Origin of the sequence: Salinimicrobium terrae DSM 17865, from assembly GCF_000424665.1 — a bacterium.
In the GTDB taxonomy this organism is placed as follows: Bacteria; Bacteroidota; Bacteroidia; order Flavobacteriales; family Flavobacteriaceae; genus Salinimicrobium; species Salinimicrobium terrae.
The window spans coordinates 217,688-238,816 of record NZ_AUKI01000011.1; the positions used below are offsets into that span (position 1 = coordinate 217,688).

The 21,129-nt window shown below is 40.5% G+C and carries 22 protein-coding genes; 8 read left to right on the top strand and 14 right to left on the bottom strand.

The genetic code is table 11. The annotated features are described in order from the left end of the window. Positions 1-86: 86 nt before the first annotated feature. From H148_RS0103545 to holA, 6 genes are all read right to left on the bottom strand, one after another. Positions 87-1,187 (bottom strand): AMP-binding protein, encoded by a 1,101-nt coding sequence (locus H148_RS0103545; protein WP_029033567.1) that lies wholly within the window; start codon positions 1,185-1,187, stop codon positions 87-89. A 55-nt stretch (positions 1,188-1,242) separates the two neighbouring features. Continuing rightward, positions 1,243-2,187 (bottom strand): CPBP family intramembrane glutamic endopeptidase, encoded by a 945-nt coding sequence (locus H148_RS0103550; protein WP_029033568.1) that lies wholly within the window; start codon positions 2,185-2,187, stop codon positions 1,243-1,245. A 5-nt stretch (positions 2,188-2,192) separates the two neighbouring features. Then, the gene (locus tag H148_RS0103555) at positions 2,193-3,227 is read right to left on the bottom strand and encodes an o-succinylbenzoate synthase (RefSeq protein ID WP_029033569.1); all 1,035 of its coding nucleotides are present in this window, start codon (positions 3,225-3,227) and stop codon (positions 2,193-2,195) included. An 8-nt stretch (positions 3,228-3,235) separates the two neighbouring features. Then, entirely contained in the window at positions 3,236-3,916 is a 681-nt protein-coding gene (locus H148_RS0103560; RefSeq protein WP_029033570.1) for a metal-dependent hydrolase, read from the bottom strand. A gap of 70 nt (positions 3,917-3,986) precedes the next feature. After that, positions 3,987-4,889, bottom strand: a complete 903-nt coding sequence (locus tag H148_RS0103565) for a 1,4-dihydroxy-2-naphthoate polyprenyltransferase (protein ID WP_029033571.1) — start codon at positions 4,887-4,889, stop codon at positions 3,987-3,989. Between the two features lies 1 nt (position 4,890). Then, entirely contained in the window at positions 4,891-5,895 is a 1,005-nt protein-coding gene (holA, locus tag H148_RS0103570) for a DNA polymerase III subunit delta (protein ID WP_029033572.1), read from the bottom strand. 61 nt (positions 5,896-5,956) lie between these two features. Here holA and H148_RS0103575 point away from each other — a divergent pair, with 61 nt between their 5' ends. The 3 genes from H148_RS0103575 (at position 5,957) to H148_RS0103585 (ending at position 8,386) form a co-directional block, all read left to right on the top strand. Further along, positions 5,957-6,400 (top strand): type I restriction enzyme HsdR N-terminal domain-containing protein, encoded by a 444-nt coding sequence (locus H148_RS0103575; protein ID WP_029033573.1) that lies wholly within the window; start codon positions 5,957-5,959, stop codon positions 6,398-6,400. Positions 6,401-6,468: 68 nt separating this feature from the next. After that, positions 6,469-7,461: a glycosyltransferase family 2 protein gene (locus tag H148_RS0103580; RefSeq protein ID WP_029033574.1), complete on the top strand. Its 993-nt coding sequence runs from the start codon at positions 6,469-6,471 to the stop codon at positions 7,459-7,461. Positions 7,462-7,552: 91 nt separating this feature from the next. Next, positions 7,553-8,386: an OmpA family protein gene (locus H148_RS0103585; RefSeq protein WP_029033575.1), complete on the top strand. Its 834-nt coding sequence runs from the start codon at positions 7,553-7,555 to the stop codon at positions 8,384-8,386. Positions 8,387-8,484: 98 nt separating this feature from the next. Here H148_RS0103585 and H148_RS0103590 read toward each other — a convergent pair whose 3' ends face one another. The 3 genes from H148_RS0103590 to H148_RS0103600 form a co-directional block, all read right to left on the bottom strand. Next, the gene (locus H148_RS0103590; protein ID WP_029033576.1) at positions 8,485-9,105 is read right to left on the bottom strand and encodes an L-threonylcarbamoyladenylate synthase; all 621 of its coding nucleotides are present in this window, start codon (positions 9,103-9,105) and stop codon (positions 8,485-8,487) included. A gap of 70 nt (positions 9,106-9,175) precedes the next feature. Continuing rightward, positions 9,176-9,388 carry a hypervirulence associated TUDOR domain-containing protein gene (locus H148_RS0103595; RefSeq protein ID WP_029033577.1) on the bottom strand — a complete coding sequence of 71 codons (213 nt, stop codon included), beginning with the start codon at positions 9,386-9,388 and terminating at the stop codon, positions 9,176-9,178. Positions 9,389-9,457: 69 nt separating this feature from the next. Further along, complete coding sequence (locus tag H148_RS0103600; protein WP_029033578.1) at positions 9,458-11,782, bottom strand: ATP-dependent helicase; 2,325 nt, start codon at positions 11,780-11,782, stop codon at positions 9,458-9,460. 181 nt (positions 11,783-11,963) lie between these two features. Here H148_RS0103600 and H148_RS0103605 point away from each other — a divergent pair, with 181 nt between their 5' ends. The 3 genes from H148_RS0103605 (at position 11,964) to H148_RS0103615 (ending at position 14,727) form a co-directional block, all read left to right on the top strand. Beyond that, positions 11,964-13,583 carry an FMN-binding glutamate synthase family protein gene (locus H148_RS0103605; RefSeq protein WP_029033579.1) on the top strand — a complete coding sequence of 540 codons (1,620 nt, stop codon included), beginning with the start codon at positions 11,964-11,966 and terminating at the stop codon, positions 13,581-13,583. 7 nt (positions 13,584-13,590) lie between these two features. Further along, positions 13,591-14,112: a DUF7935 family protein gene (locus tag H148_RS0103610; RefSeq protein WP_029033580.1), complete on the top strand. Its 522-nt coding sequence runs from the start codon at positions 13,591-13,593 to the stop codon at positions 14,110-14,112. A gap of 114 nt (positions 14,113-14,226) precedes the next feature. Continuing rightward, complete coding sequence (locus H148_RS0103615) at positions 14,227-14,727, top strand: rhodanese-like domain-containing protein (protein WP_156877196.1); 501 nt, start codon at positions 14,227-14,229, stop codon at positions 14,725-14,727. On the opposite strand, the gene H148_RS0103620 is transcribed toward H148_RS0103615, so the two are convergent. Beyond that, positions 14,728-15,225 carry a VOC family protein gene (locus tag H148_RS0103620; RefSeq protein WP_029033582.1) on the bottom strand — a complete coding sequence of 166 codons (498 nt, stop codon included), beginning with the start codon at positions 15,223-15,225 and terminating at the stop codon, positions 14,728-14,730. A gap of 168 nt (positions 15,226-15,393) precedes the next feature. Further along, a complete protein-coding gene (locus H148_RS0103625; RefSeq protein ID WP_029033583.1) occupies positions 15,394-16,533 on the bottom strand; it encodes an MFS transporter in 1,140 nt (379 codons plus the stop codon). A gap of 275 nt (positions 16,534-16,808) precedes the next feature. Between H148_RS0103625 and H148_RS0103630 the strand changes: the two genes are divergently transcribed. Beyond that, positions 16,809-17,165 carry a SpoIIAA family protein gene (locus H148_RS0103630; RefSeq protein ID WP_037324578.1) on the top strand — a complete coding sequence of 119 codons (357 nt, stop codon included), beginning with the start codon at positions 16,809-16,811 and terminating at the stop codon, positions 17,163-17,165. After that, positions 17,165-17,797: a class I SAM-dependent DNA methyltransferase gene (locus tag H148_RS0103635; RefSeq protein ID WP_037324579.1), complete on the top strand. Its 633-nt coding sequence runs from the start codon at positions 17,165-17,167 to the stop codon at positions 17,795-17,797. The genes H148_RS0103630 and H148_RS0103635 overlap by 1 nt, the downstream gene beginning before the upstream one ends. Here the strand turns inward: H148_RS0103635 and H148_RS0103640 are convergent. Genes H148_RS0103640 through H148_RS0103650 form a run of 3 tightly spaced genes read right to left on the bottom strand, consistent with a single transcriptional unit; the run spans position 17,790 to position 21,128 of the window. Then, positions 17,790-18,350, bottom strand: coding sequence for a biliverdin-producing heme oxygenase (locus H148_RS0103640; RefSeq protein WP_037324581.1), 561 nt, complete (start codon positions 18,348-18,350; stop codon positions 17,790-17,792). The genes H148_RS0103635 and H148_RS0103640 overlap by 8 nt on opposite strands. Beyond that, positions 18,328-18,897, bottom strand: coding sequence for a response regulator (locus H148_RS0103645; RefSeq protein WP_029033587.1), 570 nt, complete (start codon positions 18,895-18,897; stop codon positions 18,328-18,330). Before H148_RS0103645 ends, H148_RS0103640 begins: the two co-directional genes overlap by 23 nt. A gap of 11 nt (positions 18,898-18,908) precedes the next feature. After that, positions 18,909-21,128 carry an ATP-binding protein gene (locus H148_RS0103650; protein ID WP_029033588.1) on the bottom strand — a complete coding sequence of 740 codons (2,220 nt, stop codon included), beginning with the start codon at positions 21,126-21,128 and terminating at the stop codon, positions 18,909-18,911. Position 21,129: the final 1 nt, after the last annotated feature.

Consider the following 21,129-nt stretch of genomic DNA (forward strand, 5'->3'; position numbering starts at 1 on the left):
TTTCTGAATCTTAATAGATTGGAATTTATTTGATGATTCTTATGCCCAGAGGCAGTTTAATTCTTTTGTAAAAGATTCCTTATTACCTAGTTCATCCTGCTTTTTAATGTATTGGCACGATGAATCTTGCCGTTAGCAGTTTCTTCAAATTTCTCCACAAAATATATCTTTTTAGGAATCTCAAATTTTCCGAGTTTACGACAGGCTTTGATCTCTCTTTCCAGATGATTTAAAGAAACTTCAGAAAATTCACTTTCCACCATCAATACCAGTTTTTCTCCAAGTGCCGGATCTGGCAATGAGGTAATAAAGAACCGGTGTGCAATAATTGGAGCCAACTTGGCTTCGATTTCTTCAGGATGTAGCTTCACCCCACCGGAATTAATAACGTTGTCAATTCTTCCTTTCCAGACAAAACTGTTTTCAGAAATGAGATCTACAACATCATTTGTCACCAAAGTGTCCTCAGTTAACTGGGGTGCATCGATTACAAGACAACTCCTGTCATCAATATCAACTTTAACGTTTGGGAGAGTGGTAAAGGGAAGAGGGTCCTCCTGTGCCTCACCTTTTGCATTTACGCGACGGGCGGCAATATGGGAAACGGTTTCGGTCATTCCATAGGTCTCATAGACTTCTGTTCCTATCCCCTGAACCAGGTTGCGCAGGTTACTTGACACGGCTCCCCCTCCAACTATCAATTTTTTAATGAGGTGAAGACGGCTAAGAGAATTATCCAGCTGGAATGGTGTCATGGCACAAAAATCATAGATCTTAAAAATACGGTCCAGCGGATTTGCCTTTGGCAATTCAAGGTCAAGTTTCCAGCCTAAAAGCATAGCCCGAACCAACATCATTTTACCGGCGATGAAATTTACAGGTAAACAATGCAGCGCTGTAGTACCTGGCCCCAGATCAAAGAACTTCCCTGTTGCCCGGGCACTATTTACCATTTGCTGTTTTTTAATAAAAATTTTCTTTGGGGGACAGGTGGAGCCCGATGTCTTTACTTCAATATATTCCTTATCATTAAGCCAGTCAAGCAGAAAACTCCCGGCGTGGCCTTCATAAGGTTCTCCTTCTTTGATAAGACTATAGGCTACTGCAGCTAGTTCTTCATTACTATAATACAGGCCATTAAGCCTGAATTCTGGATGTGTCTCAGGTAAGCTAAATTTAGTTTGCATCACTTTCGTCATATTTAACGCTTAATTGCTAAAGTTAACGAATTGTTCAGAAAATCTAAATTTCTTCAGGATACTTTATACTTTCCGGGGGACTCACCTTTCCAAAGAGTTTCTCTTTCCAGTTATTCCAGCGATAAGTTTTTGCCATAAGCAAAAGAAAGACCGGGTAAACGATAAGTATGGGCAGTAGTATATCCAGCCCTGCCGAAGGATCTGAAATATCTTTTAAAACAGAATTTGTCTCAAACGCAGTCCAGTCGGCCGTTACCAGCAAGGCACCAATGAGGTTATTACCGGCGTGGAATCCCAGGGCGAGCTCAAGACCTTCGTCCATAAGGGCCATTATTCCAAGCAGAAAACCGGTGCCAATATAATATACCATTATGATATAACCCAGTTTTGCGACCTCCGGATTAAAAATATGCATACCTCCAAAGACTACAGAAGTAATAACCAACGGAACCCACCTGTTCCCTGCCAATACACCTATTCCCTGCATAAGATAACCTCTGAAAAGGTATTCCTCAAAACTGGTTTGCAAGGGTATCATGACGAGAGCAATAGCTGCAAGAATTAGAAAAGGCACCATATTAAAATTCCATATGTAGTCCTCGGGTTGCATATTATAATCAATGATGGTTGTAACTATGGTAAATACAGCCACTATACTAAATCCAAAGAAAAACCTCCCCCAGTCAACTTTCTTGCGGGAAGTGGTGGCGTCTTTTATCTTTTGATTGTGTAAAACTTTGACTACAAAAAAAAGGGTTGCCAGTCCCACGGCAAAAGATAACAGTAGTAGAAAAAAATTAAGATTTGAATCCAGAACCCGCATCATTTCTGCCTGCGTGAGTGTAAGCACTTCTGGCCCCGCTTCAAAAAATAAAGCTGCCATAAAAGGCAATGACCCAAATAATTGCCAGCCTAAAAAAATTATTATTAGGCCAATAAAATATCGCCACCAATCAGTCTTTGCCTTGTATGCCTGCTTTATAAACATTTTTTTTATAGATTAAATTGCCATTGCTTTGTGGATCTGTACCACAAATTCCCGTTTTCCACTTCCAGTGGGGCTTCAAAATTATTGGTGTAAAGGCCTCCGGTTCCAAGACCTTGTGGCATTTGATTGTTTAGTGTAAAAGTGTGTTGTGCAATTGCATTTAAACCCACATTGCTCTCCAACGCACTCGTGATCCACCAGCCGGTTTTCTGCTCCCGTGCAAGGTCGATCCACTCTTCTGTCCCTTTAAATCCGCCAATGAGGCTAGGCTTAAAAATGATATATTGAGGTTGTATTGTTTGTAGAAGTTTCTGCTTTTCTGTTACAGCAGTAACTCCTATTAGTTCCTCATCAAGAGCTATAGGCAGGGGCGTTTTCACACAAAGAGCAGCCATTTCCTGCAACTGGCCCTGTTTTATGGGTTGTTCAATGCTATGAAGCTCCAGTTCACTAAGCCGCTTCAGTTTCTCCATTGCTTCGGAAGGCTTGAAAGCACCATTGGCATCAACTCTTATTTCAATTTCTTCGGAAGGAAATTCTTTTCGGATAAACTTCAGCAGACTTATCTCAGTTTTAAAATCTATAGCGCCGATTTTCAGCTTAATACACCTGAAGCCCTCTTTTATCTTCTGAATAATCTGCTCCTTCATAAATTGTTCCTCTCCCATCCATACAAGTCCGTTAATTGGAATGGATTCTTTGCCACGGGTAAATCCTGAAGGGAACAACAGAAAAGGATCTTCAGCTTTCAAAGATCTAAAGGCCATTTCCACTCCAAACTGAATGCTGGGAAATTCCCTGAGTTCTTCCCAAAGTTGCTCCATACCAAGATCTATATGCTCACATACCCACTTCAGCTTTTCCTCATAATCGGGGCGATCGTCGTAACTAAGACTTCTTAAAATTCCGCATTCTCCAATTCCGGTTATGCCGTTTTTTTTCAGAATTAAAAACCAGGTTTCCTTTTCCGTAAGAATGCCCCGGGAAGTTCCGCTGGGGTGTTTAAAATTCAAAATATATTTATGGTATGTTGCCTGCATTCAATTTTCTAAAGTTCAATACTTTCTCCTGTTTCAAGCAACATAAGATCTTTACCTTTTTCGTAAAATTTTCGTTTTGCTTCTTCATGGTCAATTTCTATATAGCCAAAAGTATCATAGTGGCAGCCGAGCACTTTATCACACTGCACAAAATCACTGGCAATAATGGCATCTTCTATTCCCATGGTAAAATTGTCGCCAATTGGAAGGATCGCCAGGTCCAGCTTGGTGTGCATGGGAATAAGCTTCATATCCATAGTTAAAGCAGTATCTCCTGCGATGTAGACGTTCTTGTGCTCCCCTTCAATTACGAATCCGCCGGGTTGGCCACCATAACTTCCGTCGGGAAAGGAACTGGTATGGATGGCATTGACGTATTTCACCGTTCCAAATTCAAAGTTCCATTTGCCGCCATGGTTAAGTGGATGCACCTCCAGGCCCTTATTCTCATAGTGGGTCGCAATTTCAAAGTTGCTAATGATCACTGCTCCGGTTCGTTTAGCAATGGCTTCAGCATCTAGAGTATGATCCTGGTGGGCATGGGTGAGCAAGATATAATCTGCTGTAAGATCATCAATATTCACCTTATCCTTAACCTTCTCGTTTCCGGAGATAAAAGGGTCTACCAAAAGATGAACTCCTTTAACTTCAATCGAAAATGTGCTATGAGCGTAATGAGTAATTTTCATGATATGATGTTTTCAAAACAAATTACGAAATCCTGAGGGAAAGACCTTCCAAAAATGCCATTTTTAGAAGCTATAATATTTGACCAATCCCAAACAAAACTGCCAGTAAAAAAGTTCCTAAGGCTAGTTTTTTAAGTTCGGGATCCAACAGCACCGGATTCTTATTTTCCATTACTCTTTTCAGATGCAGCAACAAAGGAATAAAAGCAATAAGATAAAGGAGATCATCTATTCCCGTAAATGAAAATGCCGAATAAAGTATCATGCAGGAGAAGGCTGCAAGCAGAAGAAAATAATGATATTGTTTTGCAGGTGCCGCTCCCATCTTCACCACCAGGGTGTTCTTCCCGGCCCTAGCATCGGCCTCCCGGTCCCTCATATTATTAAGGTTAAGAACCCCGGCACTTAAAAAGCCAATGGTAGCAGCCGGTAAAACTACCCTCCAGTCCCATTCAACAGCATAAAGAAAGTAGCTTCCATAAACGGCAACAAGTCCAAAAAACAGAAAAACAAAGATATCTCCCAGCCCTCTGTACCCGTAAGCAGAATCACCTACGGTATACTTTACCGCCGCAGCTATGGCGGCTATTCCTAATATCAGGAATATGATTCCGAAGAACAAGCTTCGGGTTCCGAAGGCAATATAAATAAGCGTAACCGCAAAAAAGAAAGTAACAATTCCGGTGATTATCATACCCCAAAACATTTCATTTCGGGTGATCATACCGCTTTGAAGAGCTCTTTGTGGGCCTACCCTATCTTCGTTATCTGTACCTTTTACAAAATCTCCGTAATCGTTGGCGAAATTGGAAAGGATCTGTAGTCCCAGCGTTGTGGCCAAAGCCAGGGTAAATATCACCGAATTAAATTCATCCTGAGCTACAGCAATAGCGCTTCCCACCAGAATACCGGAAACTGAAAGCGGAAGCGTTCTTAATCTCGCGGCACTAACCCAGGTATTTATTTTAGCCATTCTAATTGAAAATTTTTACAAGCAGCTCCTTCAAAAGATCTCCCTGTGGCACATTAGCAGCCCCTACTCCTTTCCCTTTCATATCGGCTTCCCGTAAATATGAAATTATGCTGCTTACTTTTTTCATGTTATAATTTCTGGCAGCAGTAACATAGTCTTTTACGAAAAAACGATTGACCTTAAGCACCTTGGCAACATTGGCTTCAGATTGATCTTTAAGGGAATGGTACTGCTGCAATTGAACAAAGAAACTAAACAACATCCCCACCGTCATCACCATAGGATGATCTTTCTCATTCTGCGAAAAGTAATTAATAATACGGTGGGCTTTGAGATTATCTTTACTGCCGATAGCCTTCCGCAGCTCAAAAACATTAAAGTCCTTGCTTATTCCAATATTTTCTTCAATAAGCTCCGGGGTAATGGTGGTTCCTTTAGGAGCAATAAGCTGAAGTTTTTTTAATTCATTATCGATCTTGTCAAGTTGATTTCCCAGAAACTCCAGCAGCATTTGTGCAGCCTTGGGAGCCATTTGATATCCGCGGGAATGCATTTCTTTTTGTATCCAGTCTACTACCTGATTTTCATAGAGCCTTTTATTTTCATAAACAACTCCCGTTTTAGCTATAGCCTTGTGCAATTTTTTGCGCTTGTCCAGCTTTTTATACTTGTAATTAAATACGAGAACAGTTGTAGGCTGAGGATTTTCGGCATAGGTTACCAGTTGTTCAATTGTACGGGAAAGATCCTGGGCTTCTTTTACAATGATGACCTGCCGTTCGGCCATCATGGGAAAACGTTTAGCGTTACCAACTATTTCATCCACTGTCACATCGCGCCCGTAAAGCACCATCTGGTTAAAGCCTTTTTCGTCTTCCTGTAGCAGGTGATCCTCAATATAATCTGATATTTTATCAATAAAATACGGCTCCTCCCCTGTTAAAAAATAAATGGGTTTAATCTCCCCTTTTTTAATGGCAGTCACTATATTTCTTACGTCATCCATTTACAGCTGGTTTTGGGGAGGGGATTCAAAGACTTCTTCTAAAAAAATTCTACTTTTGAGCATGCATACACTTAACTTCCCCCGGTACTCATTTCGGTTCAAAAATAGCGAAAATAAAGTGGCTGTTTTTGATGAACTCCGGAAAAAATTTGTTTTGCTTACGCCCGAAGAATGGGTACGGCAACACGTAGTGCACTTTCTCATCCAGGAAAAGAAATTTCCAAAAAGCTTACTTAATGTTGAAAAGCAGCTGAAGATACATGATCTTATAAAAAGATATGATGTAATTGCTTACAGGCCAGATGGCAGCACTCACCTGGTGGTGGAATGCAAAGCAGCCTCAGTACCTATAACGCAGGAAACATTTGACCAGATTGCCAGGTACAACCTTGCCCTTAAAGCAACCTATCTCATGGTCACCAATGGTTTGCAGCATTATTTTTGTCAGCTGGATTATGCAGCTGAAAAATATCACTTCCTGACAGACCTTCCGGAATGGACCTGAAAAATGCACTTTTTGACACCTAATATGGAACAGCTTTATATCTCTCATTTTTCCTTTAATTTGCACCTGTGAAAGTAGCAGTAGTCATCCTTAACTGGAACGGAAGAGCATTATTGGAGCAGTTCCTGCCTTCGGTAGTAGATTATTCTCCCGGAGCCACTATTTACGTAGCCGACAATGCTTCTACAGATGATTCCATCTTATATTTAAAGGAGAATTTTCCGAAGGTAGAGATCATTCACAATAAAGTGAATGGAGGTTTTGCAAAAGGTTATAACGACGCTTTACAGAACCTGGAGGAAGATCTGTTTTTATTACTTAACAATGATGTAGAAGTCACTCCGGGATGGCTCCCGCCTTTATTGGCAGAAATGGAGAAAGATCCGGCCGTAGCTGCCGTCCAACCAAAGATCCTGAATTTCAGAAAAAAAGATTTTTTTGAATATGCCGGGGCAGCAGGTGGCTATATTGATGCTTTAGGTTATCCTTACTGCCGGGGACGCATCTTTGAAACCTTGGAAGAAGACTCCGGGCAGTATGATGATACAGTTGACGTTTTTTGGGCAACCGGAGCCTGTATGGTCATTAGAAAAAGGGACTTTTTTAAAGTAGGAGGCTTTGATGAGGATTTTTTCGCTCATCAGGAGGAAATAGATCTGTGCTGGCGCCTGTTCAACCTGGGTAAAAAGGTGAAAGCAGTAGGCTCTTCAAAGGTTTACCACTTAGGAGGTGGTACCTTGAACAGCATGAATCCGAGAAAGACCTTTTTTAACTTTAGGAACAGCCTTTTTGCACTTATAAAGAATGCTCCTCAAAAGGGGCTGATTTTGAAAATATTTTCCAGGCTTATTCTGGATGGAGTAGCAGCTATTCGTCTGCTCCTGCTACTGAATCCTTCACATGCTACTGCGATCCTGAAAGCCCACTTTAGCTTCTACTACCACTTCAAAAAAATGTGGAAAAAAAGAAATAATTCTTCGAAAAATGGGAAATATTTCAACAAAACCTCCGTTGTATGGTCTTACTATGTGAATAAAAATACGAAGTTCGAAAAGATGTGAAATAATCGATATAGGAATCAATTATCTTTCTTTAAGACATTAGAATTTGTATTTTTGACACGTTAACATTTAATCACAATAATTAAGAATTATGAAAAAATTCATGCTTTTATCGGCAACTGCTGCCCTCCTTTTCTCTTCGTGTGTATCATCGAAGAAATATGCCGAGCTGGAAGCTCAACAACAGGAGACTCAAGACAAATTAAATACTGCCACAGTAAAACTTAACTCTTGTTTAGACGAAAAAGAACGTTTAGGACAACAAATAAATCAATTGAGCAATCAAAATACCGCTTTGTTGAATAATGTTGGAGATCTCGCTACTTTGTCTAAGAAAGAAGCAGAAAACCTTGAACGCTCTTTGGAAAGCATTCAGGAAAAAGATTTGAAAATCCAGCGTATGCAGGATGCAATCACCAAAAAAGACTCGGTAACCCTTGCACTTGTAACCAGCCTTAAAGGAGTACTTGGAAATATGAGTGATGAGGATATTCAAATCAATGTGGAAAAAGGTGTTGTTTATGTGTCGATTTCAGATAAACTTCTTTTCGAAAGCGGAAAATACAATGTGTCTGATCGTGCAAAAGAAGTATTAGGAAAAGTTGCCACTGTTGTTAAAAACCGTCCTGATATCGAATTTATGGTAGAAGGTCATACAGATGACCAGCCAATTAGAAATGCAGTACTCCAGGACAACTGGGATCTTTCTGTGAAAAGAGCTACTTCTGTAGTGCGTGTACTTCAGGAAGAGCATGGAGTTGAGCCGCAAAGAATGACTGCAGCAGGTAGAAGTTACTATGTACCGGTTGCAACTAATGAAACAGCAGATGGTAGAGCCAAGAACAGAAGAACACGTATTGTTATTCTTCCGAAACTTGACCAGTTCTACAATCTTATTGATGAAGGAATGAAGTCTGCTGAATAAGCATTTGTAATATATAATTTTAAAAGCCCGGTAACTCACCGGGCTTTTTCTATCTGTTTTTTCTTCAGAAAAAGGTATTAAATAAAATGGTTCGGAATTTAAAGTATCTCCAAACTCCCCTTACCTTCCCTGATCACCTCGGGCTCTGTTGTCGTGAGATCTATTACTGTGGACGGAATATTATCTCCATATCCCCCGTCAATAACTATATCTACCAGGTTATCCCATTTTTCCAGAATGAGTTCGGGATCTGTGGTGTATTCCAAAACTTCATCATCGTCACGAATAGAAGTTGAAACAATTGGATTACCAAGACCGGAAACCAACGCCCGACAAATATTATTATCGGGAATTCGAATTCCCACAGTTTTTTTCTTCCTAAAAACAGCTGGTAAATTATTATTTCCCGGTAGTATAAAAGTGTAAGGCCCGGGAAGGTTTCTCTTTAAGATCTTAAAGGTCTGAGTATCTATTTGCCTTACGTAGTCAGAGAGGTTACTAAGATCTTCACAGATAAAAGAAAAATTAGCCTTTTCAAGCTTAACCCCGCGCAATTGGGCAATACGTTCGAGAGCGGCATTATTTGTTATATCACAACCAAGACCATAAACCGTGTCTGTTGGATAAATGATAAGTGCACCATCCTTAAGTGCTTCAACTACTTTTTTAATATGTCTGGGATTGGGGTTCTCTTCGTAGATCCTAATAAGTTCTGCCATAATTCCACTATTTTAAATGCACCAAAAATTACAAAAATTCGATGCCTTTTAATAATAGATTGAGAAAAATTTAATTGTTTCTTTCTACTTCACTTTCAAGCTTGAGAACCTCATTGCCGTTTTCCTGCTGGATGAACAGGGCTTTGTTAGCGGGTTTCCCTTTTCTGGTTACTTTTGTCCCTTTGATGGTGTGAGTTATCTCATGATCAAATGTATTTTTTACCTTTCCGGTTGCTGTACCTTTTCCCCACTTCCATTTCACCTCTGTTCCTTCTCTAATCATTTTTTTTATTTTAAAGATAAGAACAGGGAAAGAGTTAAGCTAAAGAATAACAATTACTTAACCACTGTATTAGGAAAGCATTTTGAGTTTTGCGAATTTCAGGAGTAATTTCTTTATACCCCCGGTCTCAAAATTAATTTCAGCTTTTTTATCCTGGCCTACTCCTTCAATACTTAATACTTTTCCTTTCCCAAAGCGCATATGCTCTACCTCGTCACCGGCTTCAAGTTTTATTACCTGGGCCGGAGAAGCCGAAGTTTCGGGTGAACTCGCAGGTCGCAGCTTCCTCAACTTCCGCAGCTGATCTTCTGTAGGTTTGTGCGAAGGAGGTGGAGTTCCACTTTCCGGTTTTGTTTGGCGGAACTTAGTTTTGTCTACTTCCCCAAAAATATCTGCATCAATAAGGGGCTTGTACTTATAATCATCCTGCGGGATCATAAATTCCAGAAACTTGTCATCTATTTCCTCGATAAACCGGCTAGGTTCGGCATCTACAAGTTTTCCCCAGCGATACCGGGATTGTGTATAGGTGAGGAACGCCTTCTTCTCTGCCCTTGTAAGTGCCACATAAAACAACCGCCGTTCTTCCTCAAGTTCAGACCGGGTATTCATACTCATGGCCGAAGGAAAAAGATCCTCCTCCATTCCCACTATGTAGACATAAGGAAATTCCAGCCCTTTGGCTAGATGAATGGTCATTAGCGCAACACGATCATCATCGCCCGAATCTTTATCCATATCTGTAGCCAAGGCCACATCTTCAAGAAATTCGGTAAGGGAACCGGTTGCATCGGCCAGTTCCTTCTGTCCTTCCACAAAATCCCTTATCCCGTTTAGCAACTCCTCAATATTCTCAATCCTGGCAATTCCTTCTGGCGTACCATCCTTCTTCAATTCCTGCAGCAACCCAGTTTTTTTTGCAACATTTTCAGCAAGAGTGAAAGCATCGGCAGTTTGGTTCATAATCTGGAAACTTTTGATCATATTGATAAAATTCTCCAGCTTATTCTTTGTGCCCCTGTTTATCTTCAGATCAATTTTATCCAGATTCTCTATCACTTCAAAAATTGATCTTTTATAATGATTGGCAGCAATAGTGAGTCTGTCAATTGTGGTTTGACCAATGCCACGGGCGGGATAATTTATTACCCGTTTAAGAGCTTCCTCATCTTTGGGGTTGATTACCAGCCTTAAATAAGAAAGCACATCTTTGATCTCTTTTCTCTGGTAAAATGAAAGTCCGCCATAGATTCGGTATGGAATGTCTTTTTTTCTAAGGGCATCTTCCATAGCCCTACTTTGCGCATTAGTTCGATAAAGAATGGCAAAATCTCCATTGTTCATCTGGCTTTCCATCCTGTTTTCAAAAATAGATCCAGCGACAAACCTTCCCTCTTCCCCATCGGTAAGCAAACGATTTACAACAATTTTCGGCCCATCCTCATTGGCCGTCCAAACCACCTTTTCAAGTCTTGTCTTGTTCTTTTCAATAATAGAATTAGCAGCTTCAACTATATTTTTTGAGGAGCGGTAATTCTGTTCCAGGCGGTACATCTGTACATCGTCATAATCCTTCTGAAAATTGAGAATGTTGTTGATGTTTGCACCACGAAAGGCATATATACTCTGGGCATCATCGCCCACCACACAAATATTCTGAAACTTGTCTGAAAGTGCTTTTACAATTAAGTATTGTGAATGATTTGTATCCTGATACTCATCTACAAGAATATATCTGAAGCGGTTTTGATACTTCTGAAGCACATCGGGAAACCTGTTCAGTAATTCGTTAGTCTTCAGCAAAAGATCATCAAAATCCATCGCTCCCGCCTTAAAACATCTATCCACGTATTCCCTGTAAATATCCCCCAGCCTTGGCTTTTTTGACATGGCATCGGCTTCCATTAATTCCGGATTCTGAAAATAAGCCTTTACAGTAATCAAACTATTCTTGTAAGAAGAAATACGGGAATAGACCTGCTTATACTTGTATACGTCTTTATCCAGTCCCATTTCCTTTATAATGGCTGAAATAAGGCGTTGGGAATCCTGGGTGTCATAAATTGTAAAATTAGAGGGATAGCCCAATTTATCTGCTTCAAACCTTAACATTTTGGCAAAGATGGAGTGAAAAGTACCCATCCAAAGATTTTTTGCCTCACTGTTACCTACAATTTTGGCGATTCGGGTTTTCATTTCCCGTGCCGCCTTGTTGGTAAAAGTTAATGCCAGAATATTAAACGCATCAACCCCCTTACTCATAAGATAGGCGATCCTGTATGTAAGAACCCGTGTCTTCCCCGATCCTGCACCAGCTATCACGATCATAGCCCCATCCTTCTGCAAAACAGGTGCTCGCTGAGCATCATTTAATTCGGCTAAATAATTTTCCAATAGTAACTTCTTTTGAAGGGGTGAAAATAACTAAAAATGTGGCAAAAATCGAAGCCTGGTCTATATCTTTTTGCCCATTTCAATTACCTCTGCAGAACTTTTTTACAAATATTTTAGAGGATTAATTTTGGAGGTGCTGCTTTATGAAGTAACTTTTCGTTTTTCGGAAAAAACCTCTTTTATGGAAAATTTTTATGAATTTCTGGGGGAAATCTCCTGGTGGATGTGGCTTCTCATTTTTATTGGTCTGGTGGTTATCTATGACATTTTTATTAATAAGAAACATACCATACTCCACAACTTTCCCTTTGTAGGGCACTTCAGATATATGCTTGAAAGTATTGGCCCCGAATTACGGCAGTACATAGTGGCGGGAAATCGTGAAGAATTACCTTTCAACCGCATAGAACGAAGCTGGGTATATGCATCTTCCAAAAATGAGAATAACTACGAGGGATTTGGGACAGATCAGGATATCTATGAGGTAAATTACATCTTCATCAACAATGCAGTCATTCCTTACTACATGCCCGAAAAACACATTAACCGGGAAGACCCTTATTTTGTTGCCTGTGCCAAGGTAATGGGAGAATATCATAAACGTCGCCGCCCTTTTCGACCTGCCTCGGTCATCAATGTCTCGGCGATGAGTTTTGGCTCCCTCTCTGCCAGAGCAATAGAATCTCTGAATCTTGGTTGCAAAAAAGCCTATGCTTTTCACAATACAGGAGAAGGAGGACTTTCTCCTTACCATAAAAAAGGGGCAGATATTGTGTTTCAGATAGGGACAGGTTATTTCGGGATTCGTAATCCCGATGGCAGTTTTTCTATGGAAAAACTCGTTAAACTAGTGGAGGATTATCCCAGCATAAGAGCTATTGAAGTAAAGCTTTCTCAAGGAGCAAAACCAGGTAAAGGCGGAGTACTTCCCGCTTCCAAGATCACCCGGGAAATTTCAGAAATAAGACATGTGCCTATGGGAAAAGATGTGCTGTCCCCTCCGGCTCACAATACCTTTAGTGATATGCAGGAGCTGGTAGATTGGATAGAGGAGATTGCAGAACATACCGGTTTGCCCGTGGGAATTAAAGCAGCAATAGGAAAACTGGACGAATGGCGGGAACTGGCGAGTATAATGGCAGAAACAAACCGGGGACCGGACTTTCTTTCTATTGATGGCGGGGAAGGAGGAACCGGTGCAGCTCCACCCAGCTTTGCAGATCATGTTGCCCTACCCTGGATCTATGGGTTTACAGATGTTTATAAGATCTTCCAGGCAAGGGATCTTACGAATCGCATAGTTTTTATTGGCAGTGGTAAATTAGGTTTTCCTGCTAAGGCTGCAATGGCCTTCGCTATGGGAGCCGATTGCATTAGTGTCGCCAGGGAAGCAATGCTTAGTGTTGGATGTATCCAGGCCCAGTCCTGCCACACCAACACCTGTCCAACGGGAGTAGCGACACAAAATCGCTGGCTGCAGGCGGGGATAAACGTCAAGAACAAGGCCGAACGGGTGAACTACTACTTCAATAATTTTCGAAAAGAACTCCTCGAAATTACGCATGCCTGTGGGTATGAGCATCCATGTCAATTTACCATGGATGACGTGGAGATCAATTTAGGGGACAGGTTTATTGCCAAACCGTTATCTGAAACTTTCTTATATAATAAAACAAAAGTTCCGTTTGATACTGTTGCTACTTTGGCAGGATGTCCTAACTTAGGCGGCTCATACAGAAAAGGTGAAGAAACCGATGTGAAAGAAGTAGAAACTGAAGAAACCTCGGTAGCAGATCAATAGTAGACCTATGGCAGAAGATTCAATTTTACAGTTGCTGTTCTATCTCTTACCGGCAGTAGTTGTGGGCGTGATCGCCTTCTATTTTTTTAACCTTCACACCCGCAATGAAGAACGTCGCCGGAGATACCTGTTACATAAAGAAACCCAAAAACACGCTCTCCCTTTGCGATTGCAAGCCTATGAGAGGATGGCCCTCTTTCTTGAACGAATTGCACCAGGTAATCTACTGGTACGGGTAAAACCCACGGGAAGTGAGAAAGAAGCGTATTCTAATTTGCTTATAAAGTCCATTGAACAGGAATTTGAACACAACCTGGCACAACAAATTTATATAAGTGATGAATGTTGGAACGTCATAAAAGCATCAAAAAACGCCACAATTACTAACATCAGGAAGATCACCGGACGTGAAGATATCACTACTTCCAATGAACTTCGCCAGCACATTGTAAATTCATTAATCGATCAACAACCCCCAAGCGAAACAGGGCTTTCCTATATTAAAAAAGAAGTAAAAAATCTCTGGTGATTTAAAGGTGTGTAAAAGACCGATAAATTCAAATTATTTAATTTGAAAGATCTTATCTGGTTAAACAACCAGCTCTTCTGTAAAACCTTATTTTTGTACCCTAATAATTTTTAGATGAACAAATTCTTCTACGCAGCCACGTGTTTTCTTGTGCTATTTACGGGTGCCTGTAAAAATGAGGTCAATGAGCAGCGGATTTCAAATAATGAAGTTCTGGAAAAACAGGAAAAAACTGAAAATCTTGCTACTAATGGTGAACCGTGGACCAAGCAGCAACTATTGGAACCGAGGGATCTCGCACATCTTATCAAGAATTCTGAAGACAGTCTAATGATCTTTAGTTTAGGTGCCGGAAATATTATTCCAGGATCTAAAGATACAGGTCCTTCCGGAGAAACACAGAGTCTGAACAATTTGAAAAAGGAACTGGAACTTTTACCAAAGGATACCGAAATTGTAATCTATTGTGGATGCTGTCCTTTCGACATTTGTCCCAATATCCGGCCAGCCTTTAGTCTTCTAAACGAAATGCAGTTCACCAACCATCAATTGCTCAACCTGCGCGATAATATTAAAGTAGATTGGTTAGATAAAGGTTACCCTGTAGGAAATTAACTATTTAAGTTCTGCCAGTAGTTTGTCCAGATGCAGCGCTCTTGTATACATTCCCAGTGAACCATCCTTATTCCGCGGCCATTCTTCCTTTGGGCGGTCGTAGTAAAGCTCTACCCCGTTTCCATCCGGATCATTAAGATATATTGCTTCAGAGACTCCATGATCTGCAGCACCTGTAAGAGGGTATTCAGCATCGAGAAGACGTTGAAGAATCCGGGCAAGCTCCTTTCTTTCCTTATAAACTATGGCAGAGTGATATAGTCCTACGCCTTTTTTTAAGGCCTCGGGCTCTCCTTTACTATGCCAGGTATTTAGTCCGATATGATGATGATAGCCCCCGGCAGATAAAAACGCTGCCGAATCTCCCATTTTTTGTGTCACCTCAAAACCTAAAAGTCCGTTGTAAAATGCCAGAGCCCTTTCAAGATCGGAAACCTTCAGGTGGACGTGACCAATTCTGGTATTTTCAGGTACTCTGTACTGCTCATTTGGTGCCATCAACTTTTTTTTATTGGATAAAAGTCAGAAATAAAAAATTCCTTGCCTCCCCATGGAGTAATTTGGAAGATAAAAAAGCTAAAAGAAAACCTATTTTAAAGTAATCATAAAAAATATCCTTTCAAAAATGACATTTTTAAATAAAATTTTCGAAGGCATAATTGTTTTTTACTGCTCCTCCTTTAGCATAAAAAAGAGGCGGGAAACTGGAATAAATGACAATCCGGCGAAAAGGAACAGCAGGAATGATATTTTTAAATTAAATAGGTGCGCTATATAGCCCACTAAAGGAGGTCCCAGCAGCATTCCCACGATCCCATATGTAGTAATAATCGATATAGCCATTCCTGCCGAATATTTCTTAGAAGTTCCTGCCAGGCTAAAAATCATGGGGACAATAGCCGCTACCCCAACACCTACCAGGCTAAAGCCGGTAATTGCAGGCCAAAACTCCGGAAAAAGAATCATTAACAGGATACCTGAAGATATAAGAATCGAACTAATAATGAACATTTTGGGCATACCAAATCGTTCGATTAGACGGTCCGAAAAGAACCTGGATACCGCCATAAAAGTCATAAAGATGAGATATCCTAAGGTGAAAAGCTCTTCCTTCACCACTTCTCTAAAATATACTCCGCTCCAGTCAAACATTCCACCCTCACAAAGAGAAGCGAAGAAGATAAGCAGGCCAAGGTAAAGAATGAATTTATCAGGTTTGCCTAGCCTTAGTTTATTTCCGGCAGTTGCACGATCTTTTGGCAGCAAAAAACCATAGGACATTATACCCAAAACTGCTGCTATCCCGGCCACCGATAAAAAATGCGTTTGCATTGAAATGTTTAGTTTGATGAAAAGAGTGGAAAGCAGTACCCCCACAAGTCCACCGGTACTCCAAAGTCCATGAAAGGAGCCGAGGATCTTCCGCGGAAATAACTTTTGCAGCGTGAGAGACTGTGTGTTCATTGAAATGTTGAGGATCCTCATACTAAAAGCAAAAAGACAAATTCCTGTCACCAGAAAAATCATTTCAGTGGCGCTCCCAATGATAACCAGACCCAGAGCAAAAAAGAAATAAGCGACAATTAAAGGATTGCGGCTATCAAATTTTGAAACTAACCATCCGGATATGGGTAAACCAACAAGAGAACTTACGGGCATCGCCAGCAGGAGATTTCCCAATTGGGCTTCATTGAGATCGAAGAAGGCTTTAATGGTTGGAATACGTGAGGCCCAGGTTGAAAAAGCAAAACCAGACATGAAGAAAAAGGTGCCAAGGGCAATTCGTTGCCGTTTCTGTAATTCCATATACCTCTTAAAAAGGGCAAATATCAGGTGAATTTTTGGAAGCCGAAATACCTCTGCTCCATCATTATCAAAAAAATTGTTGGCAGTATCCTGGATGGTTCGGGGATTTTTAAGGTCCAAACCACTCCCTACAGCTATAGAGAGAGGAAGTTATCCAAGAAAACTCTCACCTGTTAACATTTCTTAAACACGAATTAACACCAGCTTAACCACTCCCTTTTATTTCCCTCTTGGCTGACTGTACTTTTCTTTGCAAATTGTAGGAAATTCTCACTATGATCTCCATCCAAATTGAACACAATATTATTTATACTGTCGCAGAAAAAAAATTAACCAAAGATGATTACGATCGACTTATCCCTCTGCTACAGGAAAAAATAAGAAGCTTTGGAACCATAAGATGGTACTTCGAAATGAAGGAATTTGAAGGTTGGAGTCTAAGTGCTATGTGGCGGGACATAAGCTTTGACTTCAAAAATCTGGAAAATCTGGAACGTATTGCTATGGTAGGTGATAAAAAATGGGAGAAAGAACTTACCCAACTAATGAAACCCTTTACAGCGGCAACAATTAAGTATTTCAATTTATCGGAAAAGGACGAGGCAAAAAACTGGATAAAGAAAATTGTGTAATGACTACGCGTGACTCCTACAATCTCTGGGCTGCAACATATGATTCCATGGAAAATAAAACCCGTGATTTGGAAGGAGAGGTGCTGCGAAAGATATTTTTAAACCCACACTACGGTAATATCCTGGAGCTGGGTTGCGGCACCGGAAAAAATACCGGCTGGCTTTCAAAAAAAGCGGGTTTTGTCACGGCAATAGATCTTTCAAAAAATATGATTGCTAAGGCCAAAGAAAAGGTGCAGGCAGAAAATGTAATATTTGTAGAAGCCGATATTACAAATACCTGGCCCGTTAAACCGGGATGGGCAAACCTCATTACCTGCAGTCTGGTGCTGGAACACATAGAACATCTGGAAGCTATTTTTGCTGAAGCTGCAGGAGCATTAAAGAGAAATGGCAAATTTTATATTTGTGAACTCCATCCCGGAAAACAATATGCAGGTAGCAGAGCACAGTTTGAAACCTCAAAGGGCATACAAATCCCACCTGCTTTTACTCATCATCTTTCAGATTACGTTGATGCAGCCAGGAAAAATAAATTCAGGCTTGTTGATCTCGATGAACACTTTGATGAAGACGATAGAACCAGGGTACCCCGGCTACTTTCCCTTATCTTCGAAAATAGAATTAGCTAATTTTAAATTCACTATCGAATACTTTTTCGAAGAACCTGAAGGTATCTTTTGCTTTTTCTACAGCCTCCTTTTCTTCAGCTTCTGTAAAAGGATATTTCTCGAGCTCCTCTTTAAAACTCTTCCAATCCTGAAGATTATCTTTATTACCATTAAAGAAAAAGTATTGGTTGATTCGGTCCAGACCCTTACACTTGCTTAAATTCTTTGCCAGCACCATACCTCCAAGAGCCGATCCCTCTACTACGTATGCAGCACCAAATGCTTCGGCCCGGGAATTACATTTAAAAATGTCTTTTTTGACAGGTATACCTTCCGATATTTCAAGCTCTTCCAGGTCCTGCTTTAGCTGTATGTGCTTTTTTCCTTTATAATGAGGCAGGAATTTTTGAATTTCAGTTTCTGTTTCACGGTAAGCTATATAATTCTGTAGCAACAGCAACTTGTAAGTCTCCAGGCTTATACTGTGATCCATGATCTGCCTGGCCAGGTTTTTGTCCTCGATTTGTTCGTGTAGCTCCCTGGTTTCCTCCTTAAGTTTTTCTGTCATCTTCATCCTTATCTCTATTGTAGTCCCTGATGTTTTTTTTAATCTTGCTGATATTCTCTTTCTGGTCCCGATTATCGTCTTTAAGATTATCCAAATAATCGTTGATCTGGTTAATATTGATCTTATTTTGCCTAAGCCGCTCCCTTATTTCTTTTTTCTCACTCATACGAAAAACCACCTGATTGAGAAGAGGCTTAAGCTTTTCCTCCAGGTTGTTCATATACTTCTTTAGAATGTAACCCGAAGCACCTGCAAGTACAGTATTCTCGGCCAGTTCCTCATCGTGAATAGTACCGGTTAGAAAAATTACAGGCAGCTCTGGATCTTTTTCCCTTACCAAATGCAGAATATCAAAACCCGTACAGGTAGGCAGATTATAGTCTGAGATCACCACATCGGGAATAAAGTTTATAAGCATATCACGGCAGGATCCAAGGTCCTCAACTACTTCAATATGTGGATTTCTTACTAATTTTTGAATGGTGCGTCGGGTGATCAATACATCAGCTTCATTATCTTCTACTAACAGTATTCTCAACGGGATTTCGATCATTTACAGGCCTTCTATAATTTGGGATCAAGATAAAAATAAAATATTGAACCTTTACCCTCTTCGCTTTGAACCCAAACTTCTCCCCCATGTTTTTCAATAATTCTCTTAACGATTGCCAGTCCTATTCCTGTTCCTTTAAACCGGCTCCCCACTCCTCTTTTAAAGGTTTCGAAAATTTTTTCCTTTAGTTTCGGCGGAACACCAATCCCATTATCCCTGACGTAAAAGACAAGATGTCCCTTAATCTTCTCTGTCCCAACTTCCACGAGCGGGTTTTCTTCTTCTGAAGAATACTTAATGGCATTGTTTAGCAAATTAGACCACAGCTGAAAAAGCATCCTGCGTTCTCCCCTCATTTCGGGTAACTGTGACTGAATTTTCACAGTGGTTTTGGGATAACTGCCCTGCACATTAACAAATTTAAGAGCCTCCTCTATTACTTCTGAAGTGTCTATACTTTTCACTTCCAGACTATCACTATGATTAAGCCGGGAATATTCAAGGATATTATCAATAAGATTGTTCATCTTTTCATTAAGATCCCTGCTCATTTGGAGCAACTTCTGTCCTTCTTCACTTAACTCTGTCCTGTGATCCTCATCCAGAATTTCCAGAATTCCTTCCATTCCTCTTACCGGAGCCCTAAGGTCATGAGAAAGTCCATAGCTAAATATTTTTAACTCCTTATTGGCCTCAATAAGTTTAAAATTTAATGCCTCAATCTCCTCCTGCTGTTGTGCCAGCATAACATAACTAATATTCTCCCTTAAAGCTCTTGCAATTTCCTTGTCGGTTTCCTGCCAGGCCTCAGAAATTCCGGTAAGTTTTTCTGACCATTTCTCAAATGATTGGCGGGGACTAAGCCGTTGTTCTTTTTCATTATAAAAAGCTTTATCCTTAGGGTTACCTCCCCAGTTCACCTCCTGGATCTCCTCCGGCTTAAACCAGAAAATATATTTATAATCTGCAATCTTTAAACAAAGAACACCAGATGCCGTTTCCTTATAAGCCTTAGCTTCAGGAAATACTGCAGAAAGATTTCGAGTCAAAAAGAGGCTTTTAGGATGTTCTTTTATAAAGTTCAGCAGTCTTTCCAGCTGAGTTTTTTCCGGAGTATTCCCATTAAGAGCCCAGCGATCTTTAATAAATATTGCGCCACCTCCACAGGGAAAAAGTTGAGTAAACTTTACATTACCTTTAGAAAGTGCAGTGACTACATCATTTTCATTGTTCATTTGCACTACCAGTTGCTTCCTAATACTTTCCGAAAGTTTCCCCTGACTAATTAAAGCTGAATTTTCCTGTAAACTAAGTTCTGTAGAAAACATTTGTGCCAAAAAACGACAACTCTCCCGTTGATAAAAATCCAGATGTTTCGCAGTGGAATGGTGGCAGGCGATCAATCCCCAGAGTTTTCCTTTTACAATAATTGCAGCAGTAAGAGAAGCCCCCACACCCATATTTTTCAGGTATTCAATATGGATTGGTGATACGGCCCTAAGCCCCGACCGGGAAATATCGAGTGGTTCTTTAGTAAGAGGTGACAATTCGGGAATGATTGGAACCGGCGTGTAATTAACATCGGTTATGATTCGTACCCTGTGCTTCAGAAAAAGCTGCCGGGATTGAGCGGGAATATCTGTTGCTGGATAATGAAGTCCCAACCACGACCCCATCTCTTCTTCCCTGCTCTCGGCAATGACCTTTCCATTCCATTCCTCATCAAATTCATAGATCATTACCCGGTTGTATCCAAACATTTTTTTGGAAAGAATAGTTGCGGCTTTACACAGTTGATCAACAGATTTTGCAGCCTGGAATTGATTGAGAATTTGAGTTAACTGCTTCTGAAAAAAATTAGATGATTGACCTCCTTGGTACGGTTCGAAATCCAGAACAAGATTTGGTCCCGAGTGATGGACCTGCATCAGGAAATTTTTGTCATTGATCAATATGTCCTGTGGAATAGCTGTTTCATTAAAAGATAACATTTCCACCAATTGCTTTACCTGTTCCTCTCCCAGAAGGTACGAGAGATCATTTCCAAATAATTCCTCGAATGTCAATCCAAAATATTCGGCCACATTCTCCCCCATTTGTGTGATCTTAAGCGTTTGGGGATCACATGCAACCAGCACTCCATGCGCCTGAGTTTTGCCAATAATATGAATTGGCTCCCGGGCGCAGTTGTCCAGATTTAACTCGCCAGGTTGCACAGAGCTGAGGGTCATA

Excerpts from the sequence above, each read along its gene's own strand:
- H148_RS0103595 (WP_029033577.1), bottom strand. The coding sequence starts at position 9,388 with ATGATTAGAGAAGGAACAGAGGTGAAATGGAAGTGGGGAAAAGGTACA.
- H148_RS0103610 (WP_029033580.1), top strand. The coding sequence starts at position 13,591 with ATGGCAGAAGATTCAATTTTACAGTTGCTGTTCTATCTCTTACCGGCA.
- H148_RS0103575 (WP_029033573.1), top strand. The coding sequence starts at position 5,957 with ATGCATACACTTAACTTCCCCCGGTACTCATTTCGGTTCAAAAATAGC.
- H148_RS0103555 (WP_029033569.1), bottom strand. The coding sequence starts at position 3,227 with ATGCAGGCAACATACCATAAATATATTTTGAATTTTAAACACCCCAGC.
- H148_RS0103550 (WP_029033568.1), bottom strand. The coding sequence starts at position 2,187 with ATGTTTATAAAGCAGGCATACAAGGCAAAGACTGATTGGTGGCGATAT.
- holA (WP_029033572.1), bottom strand. The coding sequence starts at position 5,895 with ATGGATGACGTAAGAAATATAGTGACTGCCATTAAAAAAGGGGAGATT.
- H148_RS0103635 (WP_037324579.1), top strand. The coding sequence starts at position 17,165 with ATGACTACGCGTGACTCCTACAATCTCTGGGCTGCAACATATGATTCC.
- H148_RS0103630 (WP_037324578.1), top strand. The coding sequence starts at position 16,809 with ATGATCTCCATCCAAATTGAACACAATATTATTTATACTGTCGCAGAA.
- H148_RS0103645 (WP_029033587.1), bottom strand. The coding sequence starts at position 18,897 with ATGATCGAAATCCCGTTGAGAATACTGTTAGTAGAAGATAATGAAGCT.
- H148_RS0103640 (WP_037324581.1), bottom strand. The coding sequence starts at position 18,350 with ATGAAGATGACAGAAAAACTTAAGGAGGAAACCAGGGAGCTACACGAA.
- H148_RS0103545 (WP_029033567.1), bottom strand. The coding sequence starts at position 1,187 with ATGCAAACTAAATTTAGCTTACCTGAGACACATCCAGAATTCAGGCTT.
- H148_RS0103590 (WP_029033576.1), bottom strand. The coding sequence starts at position 9,105 with ATGGCAGAACTTATTAGGATCTACGAAGAGAACCCCAATCCCAGACAT.
- H148_RS0103625 (WP_029033583.1), bottom strand. The coding sequence starts at position 16,533 with ATGGAATTACAGAAACGGCAACGAATTGCCCTTGGCACCTTTTTCTTC.
- H148_RS0103650 (WP_029033588.1), bottom strand. The coding sequence starts at position 21,128 with ATGACCCTCAGCTCTGTGCAACCTGGCGAGTTAAATCTGGACAACTGC.
- H148_RS0103560 (WP_029033570.1), bottom strand. The coding sequence starts at position 3,916 with ATGAAAATTACTCATTACGCTCATAGCACATTTTCGATTGAAGTTAAA.
- H148_RS0103565 (WP_029033571.1), bottom strand. The coding sequence starts at position 4,889 with ATGGCTAAAATAAATACCTGGGTTAGTGCCGCGAGATTAAGAACGCTT.
- H148_RS0103605 (WP_029033579.1), top strand. The coding sequence starts at position 11,964 with ATGGAAAATTTTTATGAATTTCTGGGGGAAATCTCCTGGTGGATGTGG.
- H148_RS0103615 (WP_156877196.1), top strand. The coding sequence starts at position 14,227 with ATGAACAAATTCTTCTACGCAGCCACGTGTTTTCTTGTGCTATTTACG.
- H148_RS0103620 (WP_029033582.1), bottom strand. The coding sequence starts at position 15,225 with ATGGCACCAAATGAGCAGTACAGAGTACCTGAAAATACCAGAATTGGT.
- H148_RS0103585 (WP_029033575.1), top strand. The coding sequence starts at position 7,553 with ATGAAAAAATTCATGCTTTTATCGGCAACTGCTGCCCTCCTTTTCTCT.